10 protein-coding genes are annotated in these 9,622 nt (G+C 31.9%); 3 read left to right on the top strand and 7 right to left on the bottom strand.

Annotation, left to right across the window (positions count from 1 at the left end):
• Positions 1-208 precede the first annotated feature (208 nt).
• Positions 209-1,390, top strand: a complete 1,182-nt coding sequence (locus ACI32A_RS05290; protein ID WP_439753993.1) for an acetyl-CoA C-acetyltransferase — start codon at positions 209-211, stop codon at positions 1,388-1,390.
• A 93-nt stretch (positions 1,391-1,483) separates the two neighbouring features.
• Complete coding sequence (locus ACI32A_RS05295) at positions 1,484-2,407, top strand: alpha/beta fold hydrolase (RefSeq protein WP_439753994.1); 924 nt, start codon at positions 1,484-1,486, stop codon at positions 2,405-2,407.
• 34 nt (positions 2,408-2,441) lie between these two features.
• On the opposite strand, the gene rbfA is transcribed toward ACI32A_RS05295, so the two are convergent.
• The 7 genes from rbfA to gmk all read right to left on the bottom strand — a co-directional run bounded on the left by rbfA (position 2,442) and on the right by gmk (position 7,915).
• Positions 2,442-2,777 (bottom strand): 30S ribosome-binding factor RbfA, encoded by a 336-nt coding sequence (gene rbfA / locus ACI32A_RS05300; protein ID WP_439753995.1) that lies wholly within the window; start codon positions 2,775-2,777, stop codon positions 2,442-2,444.
• Between the two features lie 2 nt (positions 2,778-2,779).
• The gene (gene infB / locus ACI32A_RS05305) at positions 2,780-4,624 is read right to left on the bottom strand and encodes a translation initiation factor IF-2 (RefSeq protein ID WP_439753996.1); all 1,845 of its coding nucleotides are present in this window, start codon (positions 4,622-4,624) and stop codon (positions 2,780-2,782) included.
• A gap of 8 nt (positions 4,625-4,632) precedes the next feature.
• Entirely contained in the window at positions 4,633-4,923 is a 291-nt protein-coding gene (locus tag ACI32A_RS05310) for a L7Ae/L30e/S12e/Gadd45 family ribosomal protein (protein WP_439753997.1), read from the bottom strand.
• Positions 4,916-5,173 (bottom strand): RNase P modulator RnpM, encoded by a 258-nt coding sequence (rnpM, locus tag ACI32A_RS05315; protein ID WP_439753998.1) that lies wholly within the window; start codon positions 5,171-5,173, stop codon positions 4,916-4,918. The genes ACI32A_RS05310 and rnpM overlap by 8 nt, the downstream gene beginning before the upstream one ends.
• Positions 5,174-5,181: 8 nt before the next feature.
• The gene (gene nusA / locus ACI32A_RS05320; protein WP_439753999.1) at positions 5,182-6,768 is read right to left on the bottom strand and encodes a transcription termination factor NusA; all 1,587 of its coding nucleotides are present in this window, start codon (positions 6,766-6,768) and stop codon (positions 5,182-5,184) included.
• A gap of 10 nt (positions 6,769-6,778) precedes the next feature.
• The gene (rimP, locus tag ACI32A_RS05325; protein ID WP_439754000.1) at positions 6,779-7,237 is read right to left on the bottom strand and encodes a ribosome maturation factor RimP; all 459 of its coding nucleotides are present in this window, start codon (positions 7,235-7,237) and stop codon (positions 6,779-6,781) included.
• A gap of 99 nt (positions 7,238-7,336) precedes the next feature.
• Positions 7,337-7,915, bottom strand: coding sequence for a guanylate kinase (gene gmk / locus ACI32A_RS05330; RefSeq protein ID WP_439754001.1), 579 nt, complete (start codon positions 7,913-7,915; stop codon positions 7,337-7,339).
• 90 nt (positions 7,916-8,005) lie between these two features.
• On the opposite strand from gmk, the gene ACI32A_RS05335 reads away from it, so the two are divergent.
• On the top strand, positions 8,006-9,622 hold a 1,617-nt coding region (locus tag ACI32A_RS05335), incomplete at its 3' end, for an Rqc2 family fibronectin-binding protein (protein WP_439754002.1).

Here is a 9,622-nt window from a genome sequence, read left to right on the forward strand (position 1 = left end):
CTTCATCAGCTCATGTGAAATCTTTCACGATTTTCACTCATTTATATTCTACTCCGAAATTTGTGACTGTCAATTAGATTGTGAAATGATAAACAAATTATTTTTTATATTTTTTTCACAAATAATCACTTGTGAAAAAATTAATTTATGATTGATTTTCCTATTTTACTGTGTTAATGTAAGTGAGTAAAACGGAGGAATCTAAAATATGACAAAAAAAGTAGTATTAGCCGGTGCATGTCGTACTGCCATTGGAAAAATGGGTGGTGCTTTAAGTAATACACCAGCTGCTGAATTAGGAGCCATTGTTATTAAAGAAGCTCTAAATCGTGCAGGTGTTAAACCAGAACAAGTTGATGAAGTATTAATGGGATGTGTTATTCAGGCAGCTCAAGGACAAAATGTCGCTCGTCAAGCTTCTATCAAAGCTGGTCTTCCTATTGAAGTCCCTGCTGTTACATTAAATGTTGTTTGTGGATCTGGATTAAAATGCGTTAATGAAGCTGCTACAATGATTTTAGCAAATCAGGCAGATATCGTTGTGGCTGGTGGTATGGAAAATATGTCAATGGCTCCATATGCTATGACAAAAGCTCGTTTCGGTTATCGTATGAACAATGCCACTATCATTGATACAATGGTAAATGATGCATTAACAGATGCTTTCAATAACTATCATATGATGATCACAGCTGAAAATGTTTGTGACAAATATGGAATCACTCGTGAAGAATTGGATGAATTCTCTGCAAATTCACAACAAAAATGTGAAGCAGCTATCAATGCTGGAAAATTTGATGATGAAATTGTACCAGTTCCTGTAAAAGTGAAAAAACAAATTGTTGAATTCAATAAAGACGAAGGTCCTCGTGCTGGAACAACAGTTGAAACATTAGCAAAATTAAAATGCTGTTCAGGAAAAGCTGGAGGATTGATTACAGCTGGTAATGCTTCAGGAATCAATGACGGAGCTGCTGCTATTGTTGTTATGTCTGAAGAAAAAGCAAAAGAATTAGGTGTTACACCAATGGCAACTTGGGTAGCTGGTGCTTTAGGTGGAGTTGAACCAGAAATCATGGGTATCGGTCCTGTTGCAGCCGTTAAAAAAGTATTTGCTCGTACTGGATTAACAATTGATGACATTGACTTAGTCGAAGCCAATGAAGCTTTTGCGGCTCAATCCATTGCTGTTGCCCGTGACTTAAACTTTGATATGTCTAAAGTAAATGTTAACGGTGGAGCTATTGCTTTAGGACATCCAGTTGGAGCAAGTGGATGCCGTATCTTAGTTACTTTATTGCATGAAATGCAAAAACGTGACGCAAAACGTGGTTTAGCAACTCTTTGCATCGGTGGTGGAATGGGTTGTGCTACAATCGTTGAAAGATAGTTTCAGTTTTTCAGGTAAACCTTACGGTTTACCTTTTTTTATGACAAAATAAATTTACAATAAAGATAAGAAGAATTTCAGGAGGTGAAAAAAATGTTACATGAAATTCAATTTACTTCTTTCAATCAAAGAGACACTGTAACAGGATGGATTTATGTTCCAGCTTGTAAACCAAAAGGAATTGTTCAAATCATTCATGGATTTGTTGAACATTCTCGTCGCTATTTTCACATGATTGTTACGTTAATGGAAAATGATTTTATTGTTGCGGCCAATGATCATGTAGGACACGGACAAACAGCTATCCAAAATAATACCTGGGGTGACTGGGGTGATACTGGTGTTCATACAATGATGGAAGATGAACACACTTTCAAATTATTGGTTCAAGAAAAATATGATAATCTTCCTTATTTTTTATTTGGACATAGTATGGGTTCTTTTATTTGTCGTGATTTTATATCGAAATATGGAAACGAATTGAATGGTGCCATTCTTTGTGGAACTTGTGGCCACTTTAAAAATGTAGAAATCGTGGCTTCTAAATTAAAAGAAGCCATTGATCAAGGAAAAGGAAAAGAAAGTAATCCAGCATTTACATTGGATTTATTAGGATGGATGGTTGAACGCTGTAACAATCCGAAATTAGGAAATGAATGGATTTGTCATGATGAATTTGTTCAAATAGATCATGCAAAGGATCCATTTGATGCTTTCACAAAACCAACAAATAATCAGTCTATGTATGATTTCTGTCAAATGATGATGATTATTCAAGGAAAAGAATGGGCTCAAAAAGTACCTGTTTCTTTACCAATTTATAATATAGCCGGTGATCAGGATCCTGTTGGAAATTATGGACAAGGCGTATATGAAACAAGTAATATTTTGATTGAAACAGGTCATTGTGTCCAGACAAAACTATATTCTGGTTATCGTCATGAAATTCATAATTACAAAGAAATTAAAAATGAAGTTGTACAAGGTATTATAGAATTTATTTGTAGTTGTTTATAAAAAAGATTTCCTCGTAATACGGGGAAATCTTTTATTAATCTAAATTTTTTAAAATGGATTCTATTTTATTTCCTTGTTGTAAAGACGTATCCTGAATAAAAATCAAATCTGGCATTTTACGTATTTTAATTCGTTTTGCTAAAGTAGAACGAATATATCCCTTTGATTTTTGTAAAATACGCATACCTGCATCATTTCGTTCTTGTTTTCCTAAAAAAGTAACATACACTTTTGCTATACTTAAATCTTTTGTACATTGTACATCTGTTACTGTCACAAAACCTAATTTAGGGTCTTTTAAATCAAATTGAAGAATATTTGAAATTTCACGATGCAAAATCATATCCAATCGTTCTTGTTTAACAGACATATTTAAACTTCCTGATCTTCATACATTTCAATAATATCATCAATTTTAATATCATTGAAATTAGCAATTGTCATACCACATTCAAAACCAGTATTGACTTCTTTAACATCATTTTCAAATCGTCGTAAAGAACCCAATTGACCTGTATAAACAACAATTCCATCACGAATTAAACGAATCTTACTGTCTCGTTTTGCAATTCCGTAAGTAACTTTACATCCAGCGATGGTACCAACTTTAGATACTTTATAAGTTTGTCGAACTTCAGCTTGTCCAATAACAACTTCTTCATAAACAGGCGCTAATAAACCTTGCATAGCAGCTTCTAATTCTTCCAATGCTTTATAAATGATGTTGTGTAAACGAATTTCAACGCCTTCTTCTTCGGCTTTTTTACGAATCGTGGCATTTGGTCGAATATTAAATCCATAAATCAAGGCATTCGAAGCCGTTGCCAACATAATATCGGATTCTGTAATTGTTCCAACAGTCGAACGAATAACATTTACACGAACATTTCCTACTTCTAATTTTTCAATGGAAGCTTTCAAAGCTTCTGCACTACCTTGAACATCAGCTTTAATTAAAATATTAATTTCCTGCATTTCACCTTGATCAATTTTGCGCGCCAAATCCTCTAAAGACATAGCCGATGTTTGATTTCGTTCTTTTAAAATTTGTTTTTCCAGACGATGAGAAGCTATTTCCTGAGCTTTTTTATAGCTATCATAAGCCATAAATACATCACCAGCTCTTGGTACATCATTCAATCCAATGATTTCTACTGGCATACTTGGTTTTGCACTTTTAATTTCCATTCCTTTATCGTTTGTTAATTTACGAATACGACCATAGCTTGTTCCAACTACAATACTATCTCCTGCATTTAAAGTCCCTCTTTGCACTAATAAAGTCGCAACAGGTCCTCTTCCTTTATCTAATTTAGCTTCTACAACGGTTCCACTTGCTAACTGATCTGGATTGGCTTTTAATTCCTGCATCTCGGCAACCAACAAAATTGTTTCTAACAAATCGGAAACGCCTTGGCCTGTTTTTGCAGAAATTGGAACAAAAATCGTTTCGCCACCCCATTCTTCTGGCATGACACCATTTTCTGCCATTTCCGATAAAATACGATCTGGATTGGCCCCTTGTTTATCCATTTTATTTACAGCAACAATAATCGGAACGCCAGCGGCTTTTGCATGGTCAATGGCTTCTTTTGTCTGTGGCATAACACCGTCATCAGCAGCAACAACAATAACAACAATATCTGTTACTTGTGCTCCACGTGCTCGCATTGCTGTAAAGGCTTCATGTCCAGGTGTATCTAAGAATGTAACTTTCTTCCCTTTTACACTAACTTGATAAGCACCAATATGCTGGGTAATCCCACCAAATTCTCCACTAGTTACATTTGTTTTACGAATTGTATCCAATAAAGTTGTTTTTCCATGGTCTACGTGACCCATAATGGTAATAATAGGAGGACGAGAAACTAATTTCGAATCATCTTCCTGGATAGCTTCGATTTGTTCTTCAATATTATCTTCTTCAATCACAACTTCTTTTTCCACTTCAATACCAAATTCCATGCAGACAATTTCAATGTCTTCATCACTTAATACTGTATTGATTGTGGACATATTACCCATCATGAATAAAAATTTGATAATTTCAGAACTTTTTTTGTGCATTAAATCCGCTAATTGACCCACAGTAAGTGAATCACTATACGTAATTTTTTTCACTTCTTCTCTACGAGGTGCACTTGGCATCCGATTGTTTTTTTGTGGCTTTCCCTTAAACTTTTTTCTGTTGTTGTTTTTATTCTGTTGCTGAGCCATACAATCACCTATCCTTTCATTTCACTCAAAATCGAATTCGCAAAACCTGAATCTACAATAGAAAAGGATTGTAAATTTTTTTGCGTAATTTGATTAAACAATATTTCATCTAATTCAATGCATTTTATTTGATAAAATGCACATTTATCTTTTAATTTCTTTTTTCGATTCTCTCCACATCCACTTGAATAAATCACTAATTTAGCTTCTTTGTTTTGAATAGAAGGAATCAGAAAACTCCCAAAACTGACTTTTCTGGCGCGAAAGGCCAATTGACAAAGAGAAACAATTTTATTCACGACAAAGCTCCATTAATTCATCGTAAATGGATTCTGGAATATCACATTCCAAAGCACGATTGAGTGCATGATTTTTCTTTGCCAGTTCAATTGTTGCCTTATTTAATTTTAAATACGCACCATGTCCATTTTTCTTTCCAGTAATATCAACAATAATATCTTGTTCTGGTGTACGAACAATGCGAATCAATTCTTTTTTGGGAAATCTTTCTTGTGTAACAACACATTTGCGCATTGGAATTTTTCTCATTTTATCTCCTAATCGTAATATTCATCATATTGTTCATAATCAATATCTTCATCCCAGCTATTTTCTTCCTCTTCATCATATTCTTCGATTTCAGCTAATTCTTCTTCCGAATAAATTGGTTGAAGCTGTTCAAATTTAGGTTTTTTGATAATGATTTCTTCTTCTTTTTCTTCAACTTTTTTCTTTATTGGTTCAACTATTTCTACTTTATTGGAAACCGATGCAAATTCTTCAAATTTTGAAGTATATTCACGATTAACAGCAGTTGATTTTTCTTTTCGCATTTCTTTAGCAATACGAGCTGCTTCTTCCATTTCATTAATTTTCTTTTCTTGTTCAACCGCAAATAAAGTATCTTCTTCATGTGAATCCGATTCATCGATGATTTCAGGTTCATCATATGTAAAATCTACTTCATCTAAAGAAAGAGCTTCTTGTTCAACATTCATTAATTCTTCAATTTTTTGTTTTTGTTTATAAGCTTTTTCTTTTGCTTTCTTTTCTTCATATTCTTTTTGCATTTCCTTAGCAATGCTCATATAATCGATACCCAATTCTTTCATTTCAGATTCTGATTTGATATCAATTTTACGATTTGTTAATTTGACGGCTAAACGAGCATTTTTTCCTCGTTTTCCAATAGCCAAAGACAATTGATTATCTGGAACAACAACAATCAATCCATCTTTTACATGATCATTTGGAATAACGGCAATTCCTTCAGATGGACTCAAGGCATTTGAAATTAAGTTTGTAATGTTGTCTGACCATTCAAAGATATCAATTTTTTCTCCATGTAATTCATTAATAATAGCTTGTACACGAGCTCCTCTTGGTCCAATACAAGCCCCAATTGGATCAATGTTTTCATTATGTGAATAAACCGCAATTTTACATCTTTCACCTGGATCACGAGCAATCGCTTTGATTTCAATAATTCCGTTAAAGATTTCTGGAACTTCTTTTTCAAATAAGCGACGAACTAAAACTGGTGTTGCACGAGAAACTAAAACTTGTGCACCTTTTGTTTCTTTATTTACTTCAGAAATAATAACTAATATATTTTGTCCTTCTTTATAAACTTCGTTTGGCATAGCTTGTGAACGCTTCATCATAGCTAATGTTTTTCCAATATTCACAATAATAAATTTTTCTTCGACTGTTTCAATTGTACCTAAAACCATTTCATCGATTTTATCGCAATATTCTTCGTATACCAATTGTTTTTCAGCTTCACGAATTTTTTGTTTCATGACATTTTTAGCTAAAACAACAGCAGCACGATCAAATCCTTTAAAATCGACTTTTTCACCAATCATGTCATCTAATTTTGCATTGGGATTGATTTTTTTAGCATCTTCTAATGAAATTTCCAATTCATCATCATAAACTTCTTCTACAACAATACGTTCATGATAAATTTCAATGTTCCCATTTACTATTTCAACACGAACATAGGCATCTTGAATATTAATTTGTTTTCGATATGCTTTTTGCATAGCTTCTTTTAAAGCTTCTTCTACAACTTCTTTAGGTAATTTGCGACCTGTTTGTACTCCCACCAAGGCAGCCGCTAAACTCATTTCTTGTTTCATTTTCTTCTCCTTATAGTTTTACTGCCGTCATAATTAACGCGATGTTGTCTTTATCAATTTCAATTGATTTTACTCGTGTTTTTTCACGATATGAAACTAAAATTTTTGTATCATTGACTTCTATTAAATCCCCTGTAACACAATCCAAACCTTGTTTTGGATTTATAAATTTAACATGGACATAACTTCCAATAGCTTGTTGAATTTGATCATCTGTTTTAAGTTCTCTTTCTGCACCTGGTGAACAAACTTCCAGCATATATTCTTTTTGATACCAGTCTTTTTTATCTAACATGGTAGAAATCACATCCGAACAAAGTGCACATGTATCTAAATCTACACTTCCATTAATTTTTTCGATGGAAATACGTAATAAAGGTGGATTTTGATTTGTCAGCCACTCTAATTCATATAATCGACAATCATTTTCAGTTAATAGTGGTTCAATCCATTCTTTTAGATGATCCATAAATGTCTCCTTTTCCAAAATGAAGGAGTGGTTTTACCCACTCCTTTTTTTCTATCGACAGTAATTTATCATATTTTTATAAAAGATTCAAGACATATTCTATCTATTTTGTTCAATTTCGATATTTCTCAAAATAATAGTCTCAATTAAATTGGCAGCTAATTTAGGATCATCGTTGCAAACAATATATTTATATTGATTCATTAATTTCATTTCTTTTTCAGCTTTAGCCAATCTTTGCTGCACAATTTCTTCTGCCTCTGATTTTCTTCCACGAATTCGTTTTTCCAGTTCTTCAATTGAAGGCGGAATAATAAATATACTGATTGCATCCGGACATTTTTCCTGTACTTGCTTAGCCCCTTGCACTTCAATTTCCAATAAAACATTTTTCCCTGAATCACGTAAGCGATTGACTTCTTTTAAAGGTGTACCATAATAATTTCCAACAAATTCAGCGTATTCTAATAATTCACCATTATCAACAGCCTTTAAAAACGTTTCTCTAGATACGAAAAAATAATCTTTTCCATCGATTTCTCCATTTCGAGGAGATCTAGTTGTCATAGATGTTGAATAAGCTAAATTCAAAGCGGAGTTTGTTTCAAAATATTTTCGAACGGTTCCTTTTCCTACCCCACTAGGTCCACTGATAATGATTAATAACCCACGTTTCATAAGACTCTCCTTTTTTCTTTCTATTCTACAAGTCCATATCCACACTGTCAAAGTATTTTTAATATGTTATAATAATTTGCGGAGGTTTTTATGGCTTTAGATGGATTATTATTACATACAATACAAAATCAATTAAAAAAAATGATTCCCTGCAAAATTGGAAAAATCCAAAACATAAGTGAAGAAGAAATTCAAATACATCTTCATGTACCTCAAAGTGGAAATCATAAATTAATTGTTAATGTTCATTCCAATACCAATCGACTCTATATAACATCTGGTAATACACAAATACAACAAAGTCCTTCTAATTTTGTAATGGTTTTGCGTAAAAATATTTCACAAGGAACAATTGATTCAATTGAACAAATTGGATTTGATCGCATTCTATGTCTTTCTATTACATCTTTAAATGAATTTCAAGATTTAGTTCATCATAAATTATATATAGAACTCATGGGAAAATATGCCAATATGATTTTAGTTAACAAAGAAAATATCATTATTGATGCTCTAAAACGAATTCCTGTTTATGAAAATTCAAAACGAACCATTCATCCAGGCGCTCAATATATTTTACCCGATCCTGGAAATAAACAAGATCCTTTTTCTGTAAATAATATAGATTTAGATATTTCTCTGGTAAAACAAATCTATGGATTTTCTCCTGTTTTATCAAATGAATTTCAATATCGAATGGTACAAGAAAATCAAAACTATGAAACCATTTTAGAAGAAGTCCTTCATTCAAATTCTTTATTTGTTTATCAAAAAGAATTTCATTGTATTGAATTAAGGCATTTGCATCAAGATTGTGTTTGTTCTTCTTTAATGGAAGGATTAGCGAATCTATATCAGGAAAATGAAACAAAAATTCGTTTAAAAGAACAAATGGGAGATGTATATAAGTGTATTTTAAAAGAAAAAAATAAAAGCTTAAAAAAATTACCTAAACTTGAAAAGAGTTTAATGGATTCTTATGATTATAAGAAATATCAGGAATATGGTGATTTATTGTTTTGTTATATGAATCAAATTCATAAAGAAAAAATTGTTTCTTTGCCTTCTTTTGAAAACAATGAAATCATTCAAATTCCAATTGATATGCGTTATGATTTAAAAGAAAATGCGAATAAATATTATCAAAAATATCATAAATTAAAACGAAGTCAATCAATTTTAAATGAACAAATTGATTTATGTAAAAAAGATATCGAATATTTTAGTCAACTTGAAGAACAATTTCTTCATTGTACAATTGATGATGCCTTTGAAATCAAAGAAGAATTAATCAATCAGAATCTTTTAAAATCAAAACAGCATTTGAAAAAGAAAAAGAAAAAGCCAAATTACTTACATCTTGTTTTTAAAAACTATGAAATTTTTGTTGGAAAAAACAATATTCAAAATAATTATATTACCCATCATATTTCTCGAAAACAAGATCTATGGTTTCATGTTAAAGATTATCATGGAAGTCATGTAGTATTGAAAAGTGAACAATACAATGAAGAAAATATTCGATTGTGTGCTAACTTAGCGGCTTATTTTTCAAAAAGTAAATACTCTGGTAGTGTTCCTGTTGATTATTGTCAGGTTTCTCAATTAAAGAAAGTACCAGGCTCTAAAATAGGATTTGTAACAATGAAATCTTATAAAACCATTTATATTGATCCAGATATTCCACAAATTGAACAAATAATAAAG

Source organism: Floccifex sp. (assembly GCF_051873555.1).
Lineage (GTDB): Bacteria > Bacillota_I > Bacilli_A > Erysipelotrichales > Erysipelotrichaceae > Floccifex.